This window comes from Paraburkholderia sp. 40, from assembly GCF_050434105.1.
GTDB classification, from domain to species: Bacteria; Pseudomonadota; Gammaproteobacteria; order Burkholderiales; family Burkholderiaceae; genus Paraburkholderia; species Paraburkholderia tuberum.
On sequence record NZ_JBNPVY010000002.1, the window covers coordinates 1,424,490 to 1,442,029 of the forward strand.

Annotated in this window: 13 protein-coding genes and 1 pseudogene; 9 read left to right on the top strand and 5 right to left on the bottom strand. The window is 63.5% G+C overall.

The annotated features are described in order from the left end of the window. Window positions 1-21: 21 nt before the first annotated feature. Together OKW28_RS07855 and OKW28_RS07860 are read right to left on the bottom strand one after the other, a co-directional pair. Complete coding sequence (locus OKW28_RS07855; protein WP_429333238.1) at window positions 22-1,386, bottom strand: MFS transporter; 1,365 nt, start codon at window positions 1,384-1,386, stop codon at window positions 22-24. Window positions 1,387-1,674: 288 nt separating this feature from the next. Continuing rightward, a pseudogene (locus tag OKW28_RS07860) lies at window positions 1,675-2,476 on the bottom strand (AraC family transcriptional regulator). A gap of 152 nt (window positions 2,477-2,628) precedes the next feature. Here OKW28_RS07860 and OKW28_RS07865 point away from each other — a divergent pair. The 3 genes from OKW28_RS07865 (at window position 2,629) to OKW28_RS07875 (ending at window position 5,630) form a co-directional block, all read left to right on the top strand. Then, window positions 2,629-3,012, top strand: a complete 384-nt coding sequence (locus OKW28_RS07865; RefSeq protein WP_429444556.1) for a hypothetical protein — start codon at window positions 2,629-2,631, stop codon at window positions 3,010-3,012. Window positions 3,013-3,520: 508 nt separating this feature from the next. Beyond that, on the top strand, window positions 3,521-4,993 hold the full coding sequence (locus tag OKW28_RS07870; RefSeq protein WP_429444558.1) for a PQQ-binding-like beta-propeller repeat protein: 1,473 nt from the start codon (window positions 3,521-3,523) through the stop codon (window positions 4,991-4,993). Between the two features lie 139 nt (window positions 4,994-5,132). Further along, on the top strand, window positions 5,133-5,630 hold the full coding sequence (locus OKW28_RS07875; protein WP_429444560.1) for an N-acetyltransferase family protein: 498 nt from the start codon (window positions 5,133-5,135) through the stop codon (window positions 5,628-5,630). 6 nt (window positions 5,631-5,636) lie between these two features. Here OKW28_RS07875 and OKW28_RS07880 read toward each other — a convergent pair whose 3' ends face one another. From OKW28_RS07880 to OKW28_RS07890, 3 genes are all read right to left on the bottom strand, one after another. Further along, complete coding sequence (locus OKW28_RS07880) at window positions 5,637-6,218, bottom strand: flavin reductase family protein (RefSeq protein ID WP_429444562.1); 582 nt, start codon at window positions 6,216-6,218, stop codon at window positions 5,637-5,639. Window positions 6,219-6,402: 184 nt separating this feature from the next. Next, complete coding sequence (locus tag OKW28_RS07885; RefSeq protein ID WP_184030473.1) at window positions 6,403-6,735, bottom strand: hypothetical protein; 333 nt, start codon at window positions 6,733-6,735, stop codon at window positions 6,403-6,405. Between the two features lie 194 nt (window positions 6,736-6,929). Next, the gene (locus tag OKW28_RS07890) at window positions 6,930-8,522 is read right to left on the bottom strand and encodes a PLP-dependent aminotransferase family protein (RefSeq protein ID WP_429444564.1); all 1,593 of its coding nucleotides are present in this window, start codon (window positions 8,520-8,522) and stop codon (window positions 6,930-6,932) included. A 126-nt stretch (window positions 8,523-8,648) separates the two neighbouring features. Between OKW28_RS07890 and OKW28_RS07895 the strand changes: the two genes are divergently transcribed. From OKW28_RS07895 to OKW28_RS07920, 6 genes are all read left to right on the top strand, one after another. Further along, entirely contained in the window at window positions 8,649-9,383 is a 735-nt protein-coding gene (locus OKW28_RS07895; RefSeq protein WP_429444565.1) for a GNAT family N-acetyltransferase, read from the top strand. A 433-nt stretch (window positions 9,384-9,816) separates the two neighbouring features. Then, window positions 9,817-11,388, top strand: coding sequence for an efflux transporter outer membrane subunit (locus tag OKW28_RS07900; protein WP_429444568.1), 1,572 nt, complete (start codon window positions 9,817-9,819; stop codon window positions 11,386-11,388). Between the two features lie 53 nt (window positions 11,389-11,441). Further along, window positions 11,442-12,593, top strand: a complete 1,152-nt coding sequence (locus tag OKW28_RS07905; RefSeq protein ID WP_429444570.1) for an efflux RND transporter periplasmic adaptor subunit — start codon at window positions 11,442-11,444, stop codon at window positions 12,591-12,593. A gap of 16 nt (window positions 12,594-12,609) precedes the next feature. Beyond that, entirely contained in the window at window positions 12,610-15,678 is a 3,069-nt protein-coding gene (locus tag OKW28_RS07910) for an efflux RND transporter permease subunit (protein WP_429444572.1), read from the top strand. A 137-nt stretch (window positions 15,679-15,815) separates the two neighbouring features. Next, window positions 15,816-16,784, top strand: a complete 969-nt coding sequence (locus OKW28_RS07915) for a quinone oxidoreductase family protein (protein ID WP_429444574.1) — start codon at window positions 15,816-15,818, stop codon at window positions 16,782-16,784. A gap of 124 nt (window positions 16,785-16,908) precedes the next feature. Next, the gene (locus tag OKW28_RS07920; protein ID WP_184030515.1) at window positions 16,909-17,496 is read left to right on the top strand and encodes a DUF4337 domain-containing protein; all 588 of its coding nucleotides are present in this window, start codon (window positions 16,909-16,911) and stop codon (window positions 17,494-17,496) included. The last annotated feature ends 44 nt before the right edge of the window (window positions 17,497-17,540 follow it).

Here is a 17,540-nt window from a genome sequence, read left to right on the forward strand (position 1 = left end):
GCCGGCCATCCGCCTGATCGTTCACGGAGTGGCATGTCTGCTGTCATGCAATGCATGCACGTCGTCGTATTCCCGCGAAATGTCCTTATTCGTGTAATCGCCCAATCGCATGGCGGCGGCCACGCTAATCACCGCGCATGCGAAGACATACCACGCCACCGCAAATCCCGAATGGAAGTAAGCATAAAGCGCCGTCGCAATCAACGGTGCCGGACCGCCAGCGATGACGGAAGCCAACTGATAGCCCATCGACGCACCGCTGTAGCGCAAGCGCCCCGTGAACGATTCGGCGATCAACGCGGCTTGGGGACCATACATCATCGCATGCGGCACCAGCGAAAGTACGATGGCCGCGAAGATCCATATCGGGTTATGGGTTCCAACCATGAAAAAGTACAGGAAGCCGAATAGCCCGACAGCAGCGGCACCGATCACATACATGCGTCGACGTCCGATCAGATCAGACACGTGGCCAAACAGCGGAATCGTGAAGAATTCCAGCACCGAAGCGGCCAGCACTGCCGTGAGCAACAGATCGCGTGTGACGCCCAGACTCATCACACCATAGGTGAATATAAAGGCCGTGAAAATATAGAACGGCGCCTGTTCCGCCATACGCGCAAGAGCCGACAGAAGAATGTCTTTCGGCTGCCGGCGCAATACTTCACGCATCGGCGCCTTTTCGATCCTGCGCTCAGCGAGCAGCTTCGCGAAGATAGGCGTCTCGAGGATACTCAAGCGGATATAGAGGCCGATCGCGACCAGCACGATACTGAGGAAAAACGGCACCCGCCAGCCCCAGGTGAGAAATGCGCTGCCGGAGATCTGACTGATGGCAAGCACCACCAGATTCGCGACGAACAATCCCGCCGGTACGCCGAACTGCGGCCAGGACGCGATGAAACCGCGATGCTTGTTGGTACGTGCCCACTCCATCGACATCAACACCGAACCGCCCCACTCGCCTCCAACGCCCACACCTTGAATGAAGCGCAGCGCCGTGAGCAGGATTGCCCCCCAGATACCGATCGTCGCATAGGTCGGAACAAAGCCCACGGCAAACGTCGCGAGTCCCATCAGCAACAGCGTCACGATTAACGTGGCTTTACGTCCGATGCGATCGCCATAGTGGCCGAAAATCGCCGCGCCCACCGGCCGCGCGATAAAGCCGACAGCGTAAATCAGAAAAGCTTGCAGTGTGCCGACGAGCGGGTCCGATTCAGGAAAGAACAGTTTCGCGAATACAAGACCCGTGACAATGCTGTACAGGAAGAAGTCATACCATTCGATTGTGGTACCAATCGTGCTGGCGATGACAGCACGGCGCAACTGGCGCCGAGCCTCCTCATCCGAGAGGGGCACCGCCCCTGATTGCGTGGCAGCCATTTGATATCTCCCCAAAATGGACGGGTGACATCTTTTTTTGACATTTGAGGTATTGCGTGGTTCCAGTGAGGACGCGAGATACGTGCAGCGAAAACAGAGACATTTCGAAATTGCATTTTTTGCCGAATTAGCAATCCGCAACCCGCGCTCATGCAATTGATACCGATGCCGAAATCGAATTGGAATTCGAACGAACCGCGGCTTCGGACATGAGCTTTCGCGAAGAATGGGGAGCGACTTGCTTCGCACTACAGGCATCTCACATGCTCGTCACACCCCATTCCCCAATCACACCAACGGAATGTAGATATCCGTCTGCCACTGATCCAGCGGCGTCTCAGGATAGACGCTCAGGTAGTGGAAAAACAGCGGATGGTCCCGCAACTCTTCGCCACTCGAAGGCAGCCAGTCGCGATAGACCGGGTAGATCGTCTCGCCGATGTGGTCGGTCGATCCTGCGTGCCGAACCACCGCGCAGCGTCCACCGGGCATCACGAGTTCGCGCACGCCATAGAGATTCGGCGCGACCGGCTCGTCGATCTCTCCGCAGATATCGAAACGGAATTCATCCGCTGGCACGGTGTCTGGATTGCCGTGCGGGACGCCGAAGGTCCGGCTCGACGCCACCGGTGATTGTCCGCTTTGAATACGCCAATGGATGAACTTGCGCGCACTCTCGTTGACGAGTCCGGGCGAACCACAATGTTCGAGCGCGGCAACGCGGGTTTCCGCAAAATCGACGATTTTCACTTGCATGGTCAGTTTCCTCGAAACATAGGGAACAACAAAACTCGCACTCCAGAATTGCCATGTTGGATGTCGTCGAAACGCGCTCGGCGCCATGCCGAACGCACGCTTGAACGCACGGCTGAAGGCTTCGGGACTGTCAAACCCGGCGTCGAGCGCGGCATCGAGAACCGGGCACGCCGACATACGCGACAAACTGTCGATGAAAATGGAACATCGAGAAGTTTGCGATGCGGCTTAGCGCGTCGACCGACAGATCGCCCTCGAGGTTTGCATCGATATAGGCGAGAACGGCTTCGAAGCGCTTCGTGTAGGCAGCGGCGGCGTCTGTGTGAGCTAACATGGTCTGGATCGTGCGAGTTTCGATATAGTCGCCGAGGTTGGACACATCTTACCTAGCCGGACTTGCTCGATCTTCAATTGGCTCGCTGCCGCGCCTGGAGAATTTACGTAAACTTATCTTCGTTCACCCGCGCTTCCTGAGATTGTCCGCCGATGCCCTCTTCGATCAGCAATTCGCTCCTGTGGATCTTCGACGCGTTCGAACGCGATCCGACGTATATGCGTCGGCGGATGTTTGGTAGCGACGCTGCGTATATCGATGGGCTATTGTGCCTGGTTGCCGCCGATCGCGATAAGCCGTGGAATGGGCTTCTCGTCTGTACGTCGCGGGAACGCCATGCTGCTCTGATTACCGATGTGCCTGCGTTGCGGCCTCACCCGGTGCTTGGGAAATGGCTTTACGTGCCGCAGGAGGATCCTGCGTTTGAAGACACTGTCGAGCAGTTGACGGCACTCGTGCTGGAGCGGGACCCGCGAGTGGGTGTCGAGCCTAAGCCGAAAAAGCGGCGCGGTAAGTCGGTGTTGCCGGAGGGTTGAAGCGCGGCAGTGCCGTTTCGGTCTCTCTTCCGGTCCGAACGCGCGCTCATTGGTGACTACGCGAATTGCGGTCGGGCTTAAAGACCGGAAATGAGATTCTCTCCTCGTCGGATCGCGCCTTATTAATTCGATTCACAACCATAGCGCGAACTCGTTTCATGCAAATAGCATGAATCCCTCGAAATAACTTCGCAATGTAGAAAACAGCGATAAAGCACTGTGCCTGATATGACGTGCTCTGTGCGATTTCGCACATTCCGCCCATGCGCCCTGATCGGACGTTCACTATATTTTCGATTGCCCCACCCCACCGCTATAAATTGTTTACCTGGTCTTCTAACTATCTGTATTCCTGCTTCGCAAAAACGCAAACGCAGCTTTTCCAAATAATTCCCGAGGAGACGACATGAGAACTGACACGTTGTGTTCAGCGTGTGCGCTGCTATTTGGTTTAACAACGAGCAGCATTGCCTATGCGACCGATTGGACGACTTCGGGTAACGGCTTGATGAACTCCCGAAATCAGGCGAATGAATCGGCCATTAGTCCGAAGACAGCAGGTTCCATTCACAAACTCTGGGCAGCCGACACAAGCGGAAACGTGACGGCGACCCCTGCCCTCGATGACCGCTATGCCTATTTCCCGGATTCCGCGGGCTATCTGTACAAGGTCGACAGGAAGACCGGCAAGCTGATCTGGAAGAACCTTGTATCGTCCTATACGAACATCCCCAACGACTACGCGCGCGCAACTCCCGCCATCTCCGGAAACGTACTGATACTCGGCAATCAAAGCGGCAAACTGTCGAGTCCGCAACCGGCCCAGGTCTTTGCCGTTGACAAGAACACTGGCCTGCGGCTTTGGCACACGCAAGTCGATTCAACCACTTATTCAATGGTCACGCAGTCTGCCGTCATCGCGAACGGTACGGCTTTTGTAGGAACCACATCGAACGAAGAATTGATGGCCGCCTATGTCCCTCCGCCTGCCTGGCAGTGGAGTTTCCGCGGCAGCGTCGTCGCACTCGATGTCGCGACCGGCGCAATCAAATGGCAAACATACACGATACCGAAGGGTTATTTCGGCGGCTCCGTCTGGGGAAGCACGGGCGCCGTCGACGTCGATCGCAATACGGTGTTCATGGGTTCCGGCAACAACTGGGCAGTGCCTCAGGCCGTACTCGACTGCATGAACAGTGGCGGCACGCCGACCTCGTGCATCGATCCGAACGATCACTTCGACTCGATCCTTGCGCTGGACATGACCACGGGCGCAGTCAAATGGTCCGCGCGCGGTCTGCCGTACGACACGTGGAATGTCGGCTGCGGCCTCAACGTCCCGGGCGTCTTCACCCTTCCGCCGAACGCCAACTGTCCCAATCCGAAAGGTCCGGACTGGGACTTCGCGCAAGGACCGATGCTCTTCGGTGGCAACGGCAATGCTGGCAGACTGGTCGGCGCGGGGCAGAAGAGCGGGATGTTCTGGGCCTTCGATGAAGACACAGGCGCTCTGCGCTGGTCCACGCAGGTCGCCCCTGGGGGACTCACAGGCGGTCTTCAGTGGGGATCGGCCAACGATGGCCAGTTCATTTATGTTGCGGTATCGAATAGCGGAATGACCGGAGCGGGAACGACGCCAGGCGTATGGCAATTGGCGAACGGCGGTGGCACCACCACGTCTGGCGGTTGGGCGTCGCTCAACGCGAATTCCGGCGCAGTGAAGTGGACCACGCCGGACCCGCTCGGAAGCCGCGCGGAGGCAGCCGTCAGTGTCGCCAATGGCGTGGTCTTCGGATGCAATCTCGACTATACGAATGGCACGATGTACGCGCTCGATTCTTCCAACGGAAAAGTCCTGTGGTCATTCAATAGCGGGGGTGCATGCAATGCCGGGCCGGCCATTGCGGACGGCGTGGTGTTCTGGGGCTCTGGCTCGACGAGTGGACCGGGGCCGCTGAAATTGTTCGCCTTCGGTCTGTAGGAAACACCTGAGGTCCCGGTCTGTTCGCGGCGGGGCCTTTGGCTCTTTGCTACGATGTGAGTCTGTTCCGAAGCCGGCGCATTTGGCGCGTAGCGCCCGCCGGCCGGCAGTCATCACCGAACTCACCGAGCACTAGACCTTGACGATCCACATCCGCCCCGCCACCGCTTCCGACGCCCCCCTGATCCTGCGCTTCGTCACCGAACTCGCGATCTACGAAAAAGCCGAACACGAAGTCGTCGCCGGCGTCGAAGACATCGAGAAGAGCCTGTTTTCCGAGGGCGCGCCCGCGAAAGCGCTGATCTGCGAAATGAACGGCGAGCCAGTCGGTTTTTGCGTGTACTTCTTTTCGTATTCGACGTGGCTCGGCAAGCAGGGGCTTTATCTGGAAGACCTGTACGTATCGCCCGCATCGCGTGGCAGCGGCGCGGGCAAACGGATGCTGCGCCATCTCGCGCAGATCGCCTGCGAAACGGGCTGCGGTCGATTCGAATGGAGCGTGCTCGACTGGAACGAGCCGGCCATCGGCTTCTACAAGTCGATCGGCGCGAATCCGCAAAGCGAATGGGTACGTTATCGTCTCGCCGGCGACGCGCTCAAAGCATTCGCCGAAGGCGAAACCGAACGGAGCACCTAAGCCCGGTCACTGCGCGGAGGCCGCGATGGGCGCCACCTCGAATGCATCGCCCGTCGCGAAGAAGGTACCGCCGGCCACGTAATGGCATGTGCGCAGGTCGGGATCGTCGCCGAAATGCCAGCGGTTGCGCGAATACACGCGGCTATCCGCATACGCGGCGACCACCTCGCCGATGATCAGATCGTGCCGTTGGCTGTCGTCCGGAATCACCTTGCATTCCATCCAGGTGATGCAGCCGGCCAGCATCGGCGCGTCGATTTTTTGCGCGCGGAAGGTCTCGAGATCGAACGCGGAGAACTTGTCGAGTTCGACGCCCGCGTGCGTGCCGACCGCGAGCGTTTGCGCGGCGAAACCGCGGCTCGGCAACTGCAGCCCGAACACGCCGCTCGCTTCGATCAGGCGACGCGTCAGCGTGCGGCTATCCACGACCACCACCACCTTCGGCGGATTGAAGTCGAGCGGCATCGCCCATGACGCGGCCATCACGTTCGAACGACCATCGTGTGCGCTCGTGATCAGCGTGACGGGTCCGTGATTGAGCAGTTGAGTCGCGCGCGACAATTCCACGGTTTCTCGGGTGGCGTTCATAGCATCGTGATGGCGTCGAAAGGATGACGCTGATTGTAGCGGGGTGGAAGAAATGCGATGCGGCGCAGGCCCGAGCGATACGAGAGCGATTCGAACCACGCGCGGATGGCGGCCGAATCGAGCTACCGGGCGGCGGCCCACAAGCCGCCGCCCGACCGGACTTCAAACGAATTTCAAGGGATCCTCAATGTGGCGCCTTGCCGTTCGGCACCGCATTGAGCGGCTTGTGCTGCTCGTCGCCGAGTCCCGGGAAGAACGCGTTCCAGGCGGCGCGCACGCCTTGCGCCGCGGTGGCTTCGGCGCCGACCGACTCGGCCGCGCCGTCCGCGGCTTTCGAGGGATCGGCGGACAGGCCGCGCCAGTGCGTGAATACGAGCAACGGCTTTTCGGTCCACACGCCGTCGCCAAATTTCGCAAACGCCGTGTCCCCGCTCGCCAACTGCACTTCGTACCAGCCTTCGCGTACGGGCGTATGGATGGCAAGGTCAAACCACGGGGTCGGTTCGATTTCCTTCATGTCGTCTCCGGTCGGATAGATCGTCATCGATAACCACACTGAACGCATTGTTCGTGCCCATCGCTGGCGCCACACCGCCGCGCGACGGGACGGGCAAGCGCGGCACATGCGGGCAAATCAGCACATCGGAACTGCGAAGTCGCCACGCATACGACACGATAGCGCGACATGGGCCAGGCGGACAAACGTAAAACTTACATGCCCGGAGTGGCGGGCGTACGGCGTGGCGGGGCGAGTTTTTTGCGGGGCCGGACGACGGTTTTTCCGCCCCGTTTTGCCGAGCGCCTCGCAGCCGGTCGCGCCTCGCCGTCCATCTGCCGCACCACCTCCGCCAGCGCTTTCACCGCGGGCCCCAAGCGCTCCGCCTCCGTATTGCCATACCCGATCACGAGCCCGTTCGTCTGCTCCGACGCCCCGATCGAAAACCCCGACAGCGCGCGCGGATTCAACCCCAACGCCTGCGCCCGCGCCGTGAGCGCGCGATCGTCGAGCGACGCCGGCAGCCGCAGCGTCAGATGCATGCCGCAATCGCCGCCAAGAATCGTCGCCGCCGGAAAATGCTCGGCAAGCGCGTCGCGCAGCGCCTGCTGCCGCTCGCGGTACAGCCGCCGCATCCGCCCGAGATGCCGCCCGAATTCGCCGCTTTCGATGAAATGCGCGAGCGCCAGCTGCTCCAGCCGATGCCCGCCGCGCAGCATCTCTTGCAGCGCAACAGCGGCGTGCGCGGCGATCGCGCGCGGCAGCACGACGAAGCCGATGCGCAGCGCCGGAAACATCGTCTTGCTGAACGAGCCGACGTACAGCACGGGCGCCTCGTCGACGAGGCCCTGCATGCTCGCGATCGGCTCGCCGGTGTGACGCACCTCGCCGTCGTAATCGTCCTCGATCAGCCACGCGCCGCAGCGCCGCGCCTCGGCAATCAGCGCGAGCCGCCGCGCCACCGACAGCACCGCGCCGGTCGGATACTGATGCGCGGGAGACGTGTAGATCAGTTTCGGCGGATGCGTGTGCCACGCGTCGGCCGGCACGGCCATGCCTTCGGCGTCGACGGGAATCGGCAGCGTGCGCAAGTCGCCCGCGTTGAAAGCGGCCTTCGCGCCGCGATAGCCGGGGTCCTCGATCCATGCGACATCGCCGGGATTGGTCAGCAGTCGCACGCACAGGTTCAGCGCCTCCTGCGCGCCCTCGGTGATCACGACCTGCGAACCATTGCAGCGCACGCCGCGCGCCATCCGCAGATGCGCGGCGATCGCGTCGCGCAGCGCGGGCTCGCCGGCCGGCGTGCCGTAGCCGAGCGCGCGCGGTAATGCGCGCTCCATCGCACGTTCGAGCGCGCGCCGCCACGCGGCAAGCGGGAAACGGTCCAGCGCGGGCGTGCCGGGGGTCAGCGCGTACCCGTTGTCGGCGTGATTGTGCGACGCCGCGAACTGCTCGACGCGCGCCGCGTATACGACCTCCAGCGCGCCCGACGCCGCCGCCCGCTCGCCTCGCGCGGCGGGGCTCGACAGCGGGCTCACGCGCGTGCCCTGGCGATCGGCGATCACGTAGCCGACCGCGGCGAGATGCTCGTAAGCGATCACGACCGTGTTGCGCGACACGCCCATTTCGGCGGCGAGCAGCCGCGACGACGGCAGCAGCGACCCGGCCGGCAGACGACCGGCGAGAATCGCCTGCTGCAGACGTTCGATCAGTTGCTTTTGCAGCGGCGCGGGCCGCTTGGCCCCGCTGGCCCCGCTCGCGGCGAACGCGTCGTCCGCATGGACGAGCGGTCCGATGATTTCGATCATGGTGGCTGGACCTATCGAATAAGCACGTCGTGGATCTTTTGAACATACCACGTTTGCCGTATCGTTCCTGAATCGACACGCATCGGCATCCTCCGGCATCGCCCATTCATCGACAGGAGAACAGACATGGAACCCACACGTAACGCCTACGGCCAGCCAATCGGCGCGCCCCTGCCCGGCTGGCACGGCGCGCAGCCGCCGGGCCGCGAGCCGCTGGGCGGCCGCTATTGCCGGCTCGAAGCGGTCGACGTCGAGCGCCACGCGGCCGACCTCTTCGACGCGTACGGCTCGGCCACCGACGGCCGCGACTGGACCTATCTGGCGGTCGGCCCGTTCGACAGCCTCGCGGCCTATCGTGAGCGTCTGACGCAGATGGCGGCATCGAAAGATCCGCTGCACTACGCGGTCATCGACCTGGCGACGGGCAAGCCGGTCGGCACGCTCTCGCTGATGCGGATCGATCCGGCCAACGGCGTGATCGAAGTCGGCCACATCACGTATTCGCCGCGGCTCAAGCGCACGCGCATCGCGACCGATGCGATGTACCTGCTGCTAGGCGAAGTGTTCGACAAGCTCGGTTATCGGCGCTTCGAATGGAAATGCGATTCGCTGAACGAGCCGTCGCGCAAGGCCGCGTTGCGCTATGGATTTACGTTCGAGGGGATCTTCCGGCAGGCGATCGTCTATCGCGAGCGCAATCGCGACACGGCGTGGTTTTCGATCATCGACAGCGAGTGGCCGGCATTGCGCTCGTGCTATGAGCGGTGGCTCGACGCGGGCAATTTCGATGCGCAAGGGCAGCAGATCGAGCGGCTCGCCGATCTGATCGCGCAGCGCCGAGCGGCGGACGAGGCCCCGTAAAACCAGACGATCGATAACCAGGCAACAACTCGACCAGTTCGTCAAGCGCGATATATTCGCCAAACACAAAGCTCCGCCGTACGCGACACCCGACCCCGCCAGCGCGGCGCCGACGGAGGCAAATGAGCGAGCACGGGTGGGTCCCGGAAACTGGATCACCATGGGTATCCCCAACCGAGCCAACCGCGTGCCCGAATCCGTGAAATTTTCATGAATGCCGCGCCGGGCGTGGCAGACAGCGGTAGCACCGCCTGCCATCATCACCCTCCTACGTGATCTCGTATCCACCTTCGTCCGCCAGCGAACGCGAGGCCAAGCGCGGTTCGCGCCGTGCATGGTAAATTCCAGCGTCGGCAAGACAACTCCAAGAACGTTCGGGTGCCCTGAACATCTTCGTCCGGTCCACCCGCCATTGGCGATACAAGGTAGATCGATGATCGACGTGAGTCAGCGGATTGTCTGGCGGCGCCTCTACGTTGCGCTGTGCAGCTGCGTCGCGCTGGCCGGCTGCATGGTCGGCCCCGACTACCACGCGCCGCCCGCGCCGGTCACCGACACCTTCACCACCACGCCGCTGCCCGACCAGACCGCCTCCGCGCCCGGCCCCGCAGGCCTGCCGCAGCGTTTCGCGCCGGCCCAGGACATTCCCGCCGCGTGGTGGACGCTGTTTCATTGCGAGCCGCTCGACGCGCTGATCCGCGAGGCGATCGCCAACAGTCCGAACATGGCCGCCGCGCAGGCGGCGTTGCGACAGGCTCGCGAGAATTACACCGCGCAAGCCGGCGGCACCTTGCTGCCGAGCGTCGACGCGCAACTGAGCGCCACGCGCGAAAAGATCAACGGCATCGCGTTCGGCCAGCCCGGCCTCGTCGAGGAATTCAATCTCTACAACGCGTCGGTCAACGTCTCGTACAAGCTGGACGTGTTCGGCGGCGCGCGGCGCGAACTCGAAGCGCTGCATGCGCAAATCGACTATCAGCGCTTCCAGCTGCAGGCCGCCTATCTCACGATATCGGCCAACATCGTGACCGCGGCGGTCAAGGAAGCGTCGGTGCGCGCGCAGATCGACGCGACCGAGCGGATCGCTACCGAGGAAGAGCAGCAGCTGAACGTGCTCGACCAGCAATTCTCACTCGGCGGCGTGAGCCGCACGGCAGTGCTCGCGCAGGAAACGCTGCTCGCGCAGACCCGCGCGACGCTGCCGCCGCTGCATCAGCAGCTCGATCAGGCGCGCCATCAGCTTGCAGTACTCGCCGGCAAGCTGCCGAGCGATACCTCGGTGCCCGACTTCACGCTCGACATGTTCTCGCTGCCCGACACGCTGCCCGTGAGCCTGCCGTCGTCGCTGGTGCACCAGCGCCCCGACATCCTTGCCGCCGACGCCACGCTGCATCAGGCGAGCGCGCAGGTCGGCGTCGCGACCGCGGCGATGTATCCGCAGATCACGCTGTCCGCGAGCTACGGCGCCGAAGCGTTGACGCCCGCGCAGGTGCTCAGGGCCGGCAGCACGATCTGGAGCATCGGCGCGGGCTTGCTGCAACCGGTCTTTCACGGCGGCCAGCTGAGCGCGCAGAAGCGCGCGGCCGAGGCCGCCTACGAGCAGGCCGGCGCGCAATACCGCGAGACGGTGCTGCTCGCGTTCCAGAACGTTGCGGACACGCTGCGCGCGCTCGAACACGACGCAACCGGCCTCAAGGCGCAGACCGACGCGTCGCGCGCCGCGAGCGATTCGCTCGAACTGACGCGCGGACAGTATCGGGTCGGCGGCGTCAGCTACCTCGCGCTGCTCGACGCGCAACGCCAGTATCAGCAAACGGTCGTGAGTCTCGCGCAGGCGCAGGCCGCGCGTTACGCCGACACGGCGGCGCTGTTCCAGGCGCTCGGCGGCGGCTGGTGGAATGCCGCCGCGCCCGAGTCCGCGGCCGCGCCGGCCGCCGCGTCGGCGAGCGCGTCGAACACGTCGTCGCCATCAGCAACGACGGCAACCGCCGCAACGCCACATTGACCGTGCCCTGACGCAACCCCAGCCCTCGCCCCAAGCCGAGCAAGGACATCACGATGGCCGAAAGAAAACCGATGACAAAGCGGATGGTGATCATGTTGATCAGCGTCGGCCTGCTGCTCGCCGCGCTGGTCGGTTTCAACCTGTTCCGCGCGCACATGTTCGCGAAGTTCATGGCGGCGAACACCGCGCCGCCCGCCACGGTCTCGGCGGTGGTGATCCACTATCAGTCGTGGCAGCCGCAGCTCGCGGCGGTCGGCAGCCTGCGCGCGGTGCGCGGCGTAGACGTGACGACCGAAGTCGCCGGCCTCGTGCGCGAGGTCGCGTTCGTGTCGGGGCAGGAAGCGAAAGCCGGACAGATCCTCGTGCGACTCAACGCCGACAGCGACGTCGCGCTGCTGCAATCGTTGCAGGCCGCGGCCCAACTCGCGCAGACGGTCTACGAGCGCGACCGCGCGCAGTACGACATCAAGGCGATCGCGAAGGCGCAGCTCGACGCCGATGCGGCCGACCTCAAGGGCAAGAAGGCGCAGGTCGCGCAACAGCAGGCGCTCGTCGACAAGAAGACGATTCGTGCGCCGTTCGCGGGGCGCCTCGGCATCACGACGATCAATCCGGGGCAATATCTGAATCCCGGCGACGCGATCGTCACGCTGCAAGCCATCGATCCGATCTACGCCGACTTCTCGGTACCGCAACAACAGCTCGGCCAGCTCGCGATCGGCGCGACCGTCAACGTCGATACCAACGCGTACAGCGGGAAAACCTTCACCGGCAAGATCCAGTCGATGAGCCCGAAAATCGATAGCGCGACGCGCAACGTACAGATCGAAGCGAGCGTCGACAATCGCGAGCGCAAACTGCTGCCCGGCATGTACGCGAACGTGAAGATCGACTCGGGCGCCGAACAGCGCTACCTGACCCTGCCGCAAACGGCGATCACCTACAACCCGTACGGCGCGACCGTGTTCATCGTGAAGCCCGGCACGCAGCCCAACGCGCAGGGCAAGACGCTTCCCGTCGCGCAGCAGGTGTTCGTGACGCCGGGGCCGACGCGCGGCGACCAGGTGGCGATTCTGAAGGGCATCGACGACGGCACGCAGGTCGTGACGAGCGGCCAGATCAAGCTCAAGAACGGCACGCCGCTCATCATCGACAACCGCGTGCAGCCGTCGGACAGTCCGAATCCGACGCCGCAGGAACAATAAGCGAGGCCACCCGATCATGTTCACGGACATCTTCATTCGCCGGCCGGTACTCGCTTCGGTCGTGAGCCTGCTGATCCTCGTGCTCGGGTTGCGCGCGCTCGCGGTGCTGAAGGTCAGCCAGTATCCGCAGACCGAGAACGCGGTCGTCACGATCATGACGGCCTACTACGGCGCGAACTCGGACACCATCGCCGGCTTCATCACGCAGCCGCTCGAAGCGGCGATCGCACAGGCACAGGGCATCGACTACATGTCGTCGACGAGCATCACGGGCGTGTCGACGATCATCGCGACGCTGCGTCTGAACTACGATGCGAACCGCGCGCTGACCGAGATCAACACGCAGATCGGCTCGGTGCGCAACCAGTTGCCGCCGCAGGCGCAGCAGCCGGTGCTGACGGTGCAGACTGGGCAGACCACCGACGCGATGTACATGGGCTTCTACAGCAGCGTGCTGCCAAGCAACAACGTCACCGATTACCTGCTGCGCGTGGTCAAGCCAAAGCTCGATTCGATCCAGGGCGTGCAGACCGCCGAAGTGCTCGGCGGGCGGCAGTTCGCGATGCGCGCGTGGCTCGACTCGGCGCGGCTCGCCGCGCACGGCGTGAGCGCGAGTGACGTGTACACCGCGCTCGGCAACAACAACTATCTCGCCACGCTCGGCACGACGAAGGGGCAAATGGTCAGCGTCGACCTGGAAGCGGGCACGGACCTGCATACCGTCGACGACTTCAAGCAGCTCGTCGTCAAGCAGAAGAACGGCTCGATCGTGCGTCTCGAGGATGTCGCGAACGTCGTGCTCGGCGCCGACAGCTACGACTTCAACGTCGCGTTCAGCGGCAAGCGGTCGGTGTTCATCGGCATCAAGGTCGCGCCGGACGCGAACATTCTCGACGTGGCCAAGCGCGTGAAAACCTTGTTTCCCGATCTGCAGAAGCAGTTTCCGACCGGCATGACAGGCGACATCGTTTATGACGCGACCGACTTCGTCAACACCGCGATCAGGGAAGTGATCAAAACGCTCGTCGAAGCGCTCGTGATCGTCACCATCGTGATCTTCCTGTTTCTCGGCAGCTTCCGCGCGGTGATCGTGCCGTTGATCGCGATGCCGCTGTCGCTGATCGGCACGTTCTTCGTGATGCAGGTGCTCGGCTATTCGATCAATCTGCTCACGCTGCTCGCACTCGTGCTCGCGATCGGGCTCGTCGTGGACGACGCGATCATCGTCGTCGAGAACGTCGATCGGCACATGAAGCACGAAGGCAGGACACCGTTCGACGCCGCGCTGATCGCCGCTCGCGAACTGGGCGGCCCGATCGTCGCGATGACCGTCGTGCTGATCGCCGTGTACGCGCCGATCGGCTTCCAGGGCGGGCTGACGGGCGCGCTCTTCACCGAATTCGCGTTCACGCTCGCGGGCGCGGTGACGGTGTCGGGCGTGATCGCACTCACGTTGTCGCCGATGATGTGCTCGCGCTTCTTCCGCGTCGAGCAGCAGTCAGGGCGCTTCACGCGTTTCGTCGACCGCCAGTTCGAGCGCGTGCATCGCGGCTACGGCCGCCTGTTGCACGCGACGCTCGATACCTGGCCTGTGTTCGTGATCATGGGCGCGCTGCTGCTGTGCGGCACCGTGTATCTGTTCATGACCTCGAAGTCGGAACTCGCGCCGCAGGAAGACCAGGGCGTCGTGCTGTCGCAGATCATCGGGCCGCCCAACGCGACCATCCAGCAGATGCAGACCTACGCCGACCAGGTGTTCGACGCCTCGAAGTCGCTGCCCGAATACTCGCAGATGTTCCAGCTCACGGGCTCGCCGACCATCAACCGGGGCATCGGCGGCGTGCTGTTCAAGACCTGGGATCAGCGCGGCAAGAACGCGACCGTGCTGCAGCAGGAGTTGCAGCAGAAGTGGAATCAGATCGCGGGGGCGCGCGTCGCCGCGTTCCAGTTTCCGCCGCTGCCGGGCTCGCAGGGTTTGCCGGTGCAGTTCGTGATCAGCACGACCGAGCCGTTCGAAAACCTCAACGAGGTGTCACAAGCGGTGCTCGAAAAAGCACGAGAAAGCGGCATGTTCTTCTTCGTCGATAGCGACCTGAAGATCGACAAGCCGGAAGCGGTGCTCGTCGTCGACCGCGACAAGGTGGCCTCGCTCGGGCTGTCGCAAAGCGACGTCGGACAGGCGCTCGGTTCGGCGCTGGGTGGCGGCTACGTCAACTACTTCTCGATTGCGGGACGCTCGTACAAGGTGATTCCGCAGGTGCTGCAAACCGACCGGCTCAATCCGTCGCAGGTGCTCGACTACTATCTGCGCACGCCGGACGGCAGCGTGATTCCGGCGTCGACGGTCGCGCATCTGCGGCACAGCGTCGTGCCCGAATCGATCAACCACTTCCAGCAGTTGAACTCGGCGACGATCTCCGGCGTCATCGTGCCGGGCGTCTCGCAAGGCCAGGTGCTCGATTTTCTGCGCCAGGCGACCGCGCAGGTCGCGCCGGCCGGCTACTCGGCCGATTACTCGGGAGAGTCGCGCCAGTTCGTGCAGGAGTCGGGCGGCTTCGTCATCACGCTGTTGCTCGCGACGATCATCGTGTTCCTCGCGCTCGCGGCGCAATTCGAGAGTTTCCGCGATCCGGTCGTCATCCTGATCTCGGTGCCGATGGCGCTGTTCGGCGCGCTGATCTTCATCAACATCGGCCTGACGACGCTGAACATCTACACGCAGGTCGGCCTCGTCACGCTGATGGGGCTCGTCAGCAAACACGGCATTCTGATCGTGCAGTTCGCCAACGAACTGCAGCGCGCAGGTCGCGCGAAGCGCGAAGCGGTCGAGGAAGCGGCGGGCGTGCGGCTGCGCCCGATCCTGATGACGACCGCGGCGATGGTGCTCGGTGTGGTGCCGCTCGTGATCGCGTCGGGCGCGGGCGCGGCGGGCCGCAACGCAATGGGGCTCGTGATCTTCACCGGGATGTCGATCGGCACGCTGTTCACGTTGTTCGTCGTGCCGGCGATGTACATGTTTCTGGCCGCCGAACACCAGCGGCATGCTCAGGCGCCGAAGGCCGACGAGGCGGGTCAGGCGGGTTAGAGCATGGGTGATCGCGTACCCGGCGCGCGGGTTGCCCGAAATCTGAAAGCCGTTGTCCTGATAACTTTACTCGCGTCATTTAGACTACGGTGCATTCGCTGCGCAACGCGGCGCAAGACCAACCGGAGCCACGCACGATGAAAGCGATTCAGTTCAAATCTTTTGGCAACCCCGAAGTGCTCGAATACGTCGATCTGCCGACGCCGCAGGCCGACGCGGAGCATGCGGTCGTGCGGGTCATGGCGGCCTCGGTCAATCCGAGCGACGTGAAGAACGTGTCCGGCCATTTCGAACATACGGTGCTGCCGCGCACGCCCGGGCGCGACTTCAGCGGCGTGGTGGTGGACGGCCCGGCCGCGTGGCTCGACGCCGAGGTGTGGGGGACCGGCGGCGACATCGGCTTCACGCGCGACGGCACGCACGCCGAATACCTCCGCATTCCGGTCGCGGCGCTGTCGCGCAAGCCCGTGGCGTTGAGCCACGTCGAGGCAGCGGCCATCGGCGTGAACTTCGTTGTCGCGTGGCTCGGCACCGTCGAATACGCAAAGTTGCAGGCCGGCGAGACCATTGCCGTGCTTGGCGCGAGCGGCGGTGTCGGTGGCGCGGTCGTGCAGATCGCGAAAGCACGCGGCGCGCGCGTGATCGCCGTCGACCGCCGGCCGCTCGATCCCGCCACGCCCGCGGGCCGCCTGATCGACGCCTACGTGGCGTTCGACGAACACGCGGCCGCACGCGTGCGCGAGCTGACCGGCGGCGCGGGCGCGGAAGTCGTGTACGACACGGTAGGCGGTGTCGCGTTCGAGACCGCACTGAGTCTCGCGAAGCGGCGCGGCCGCGTGCTCGAAATCAGCGGGACCGGCAAGCGCCGCGTCGAGTTCGATCTGATCGACTTCTATCACAACGAGACGCAATTGCTCGGCGTCGACAGCGCTAAGCTCGGCGTCGCGGAATCGGCGCCGCTGATGACGGCGCTCGTCGAGGGCTTCGACAACGGCAAGCTGAGCGGCCCGGCGATCGCGCAGGAATTCCCGCTCGCCCGCGCGCGCGAAGCCTACGAGGCGGTCGCCGCCGGCACGCGCGGGCGCGTCGTGATCCGCATGCAATAACCGTCCCTCTGGCACGGTGCATTGAAGCTGCGGCCTCCGGGCGTCCGCGACGCGCTAAGATTGCGACCGCCGGGCGCCCACGCCGTCCGGCGAGAACGACAAAAGCATTGCCTCGGAGAATCTGATGTCTGAAGAATATGAAGTACACGGTCCGCACGACCATGCCGTCGAACACGCCGGCCACGCCGCACATCACGACGCCGATCCGTTCGCGAGCCGCATGGCCGTGATGACCGCGATCCTCGCGACGATCGGCGCGCTGTGCGCGTACCAGAGCGGCAACGCCGAAAACCTCGCGCTGTTCTTCAAGAACGAAGCCGCGATCAAGAAGACCGAAGCGTCGAACCAGTGGAGCTACTACCAGGCGAAGGGCGAAAAGGAAAACCTCGCGGAACTCGGCGCGGCGCTGTCGGCGCCCAATAGCGACGCGCACGCGAAGTTCGTCGCCGACGTCGAGAAATACAAGCAGCAAAAGGAGCCGATCCGCGCGAACGCAGAAGCGATCGAAAAACAGGTCGTCGCCGCCGATACGCGCAGCGAAACGCTGTTGCATGGCCATCATCGCTGGGCTCAGGCGACGCTGCTGATTCAGGTCGCGATTGCGCTGTGCGCGATCACGCTGCTCACGCGCAAGAACTGGCTGCGCAATCTGTCGTACCTCGTCGCGGGAGTGGGCGTCTTGACCGCGGGCGCGGCGTTCTTCGGGCTATGAGCGGGATGCTCGCGTTACTTTTCACCCAGAGCTTTGCAATCGGG

Coding starts and splice junctions, on each gene's coding strand:
- OKW28_RS07855 (WP_429333238.1), bottom strand. CDS start 1,386: ATGGCTGCCACGCAATCAGGGGCGGTGCCCCTCTCGGATGAGGAGGCT.
- OKW28_RS07865 (WP_429444556.1), top strand. CDS start 2,629: ATGCCCTCTTCGATCAGCAATTCGCTCCTGTGGATCTTCGACGCGTTC.
- OKW28_RS07870 (WP_429444558.1), top strand. CDS start 3,521: ATGAACTCCCGAAATCAGGCGAATGAATCGGCCATTAGTCCGAAGACA.
- OKW28_RS07880 (WP_429444562.1), bottom strand. CDS start 6,218: ATGAACGCCACCCGAGAAACCGTGGAATTGTCGCGCGCGACTCAACTG.
- OKW28_RS07885 (WP_184030473.1), bottom strand. CDS start 6,735: ATGAAGGAAATCGAACCGACCCCGTGGTTTGACCTTGCCATCCATACG.
- OKW28_RS07890 (WP_429444564.1), bottom strand. CDS start 8,522: ATGATCGAAATCATCGGACCGCTCGTCCATGCGGACGACGCGTTCGCC.
- OKW28_RS07895 (WP_429444565.1), top strand. CDS start 8,649: ATGGAACCCACACGTAACGCCTACGGCCAGCCAATCGGCGCGCCCCTG.
- OKW28_RS07900 (WP_429444568.1), top strand. CDS start 9,817: ATGATCGACGTGAGTCAGCGGATTGTCTGGCGGCGCCTCTACGTTGCG.
- OKW28_RS07905 (WP_429444570.1), top strand. CDS start 11,442: ATGGCCGAAAGAAAACCGATGACAAAGCGGATGGTGATCATGTTGATC.
- OKW28_RS07910 (WP_429444572.1), top strand. CDS start 12,610: ATGTTCACGGACATCTTCATTCGCCGGCCGGTACTCGCTTCGGTCGTG.
- OKW28_RS07915 (WP_429444574.1), top strand. CDS start 15,816: ATGAAAGCGATTCAGTTCAAATCTTTTGGCAACCCCGAAGTGCTCGAA.
- OKW28_RS07920 (WP_184030515.1), top strand. CDS start 16,909: ATGTCTGAAGAATATGAAGTACACGGTCCGCACGACCATGCCGTCGAA.